Source organism: Pseudomonas sp. PICF141 (assembly GCF_002286815.1).
Lineage (GTDB): Bacteria > Pseudomonadota > Gammaproteobacteria > Pseudomonadales > Pseudomonadaceae > Aquipseudomonas.
Window position 1 is genome coordinate 1 of the sequence record NZ_MUNM01000002.1, and the last position, 1,235, is coordinate 1,235.

General features: G+C 62.3%; 1 protein-coding gene. It reads right to left on the bottom strand.

What is annotated here, in order from left to right; translation table 11 throughout:
* The coding region (locus BZL43_RS00015; protein ID WP_143517813.1) for an immunoglobulin-like domain-containing protein at positions 1-1,235 on the bottom strand (1,235 nt) is incomplete at both ends.

Genomic DNA, 1,235 nt, shown 5'->3' on the forward strand with positions numbered 1-1,235 from the left:
GACGACGACGGGCGAACCGGTGACCGGTGCGTTGACGGACGCGGTGTAAACCACGGTGCCGCCTTCAGCGACGGTGGACGTCGCCGTCAGATTGACCGTTGAAGTGTCGAGGGTATCAGTCACCTCGGTAACCGCAGCCTCCGGGTCTGTCACCAGGTTCTCAAAGTTGCCACCTGCGGTGTCCGTAATGGTCACTTCAACCTTGCCGGCATCTTTATAAACATCATCGGCAGGCGCATCGACGCTCACGCTGCCGGTGGTCGCGCCAGCCGCGATGGTGATGATCGCGCCGTTGCTCAAGGTCACAGTCACCGGCGTACCGGCCGGATGGGTCAAGGTCGCTGTGTACAGAATCTGACCACCTTCGGCCACTTCGGTGGACGCCGACAGGCTCAGGCCGGTGTCATCTTTCGAGTCGGTAATGTTGGTGAGCGCTGGCTCGGTGCTCGGGGTCAGTTGCTCGAAATTGCCTCCGGCGGTGCCGGTGATCGTAGTGCTGACGGTGCTGCCATTGTTGTAGACGTCGTTGGCCGCGGTATCGACAGTCACGCTACCGGTGGTCTTGCCCGCTTCGATGGTAATGACCGAGCCATTGCTCAAGGTCACGGTCATCGGCGTGCCGGCCGGGTTGGTCAGGGTGGCGGTGTAGGTGATCTGGCCGCCTTCGACGACGGTGCCAGTGGCGCTGAGGCTCAAGCCGGTATTGTCGATCGAGTCGGTGATGGTGGAGACTGCCGGCGTGGTGCTCGGTACCAGGTTCTCGAAGTTGCCGCCGGCAGCGCCGGTGATCGTAGTGCTGATGGTGCTGCCGTTGTTGTAGACGTCATTGGCCGGGGTGTCGACGTTCACGGAACCGGTGGATTTACCGGCTTCGATGGTGATGGTCGAACCGTTGGACAGGGTCACGGTGACCGGCGTCTGCGCCGGGTTGGTCAACGTGGCGGTGTAAGTGATCGGGCCGCCTTCTGTGACGCTGCCGGTAGCGGACAAGGTCAGGCCAGTGTCGTCGACCGAATCGGTAATGGTGGTGACCGCCGGAGTCGGGTTCGGCACCAGATTCTCGAAGTTGCCGCCGGTAGTTCCCGAGATGGTGGTGCTGACGGTGCTGCCATTGTTGTAGACGTCATTGGCCGGCGTCGGAACGTTCACGCTGCCGGTGGTCTGGCCGGCATCGATGGTGATGGTCGAACCGTTGGACAAGGTGACGGTGACCGGCGTCTGCGCCGGGTTGGTCA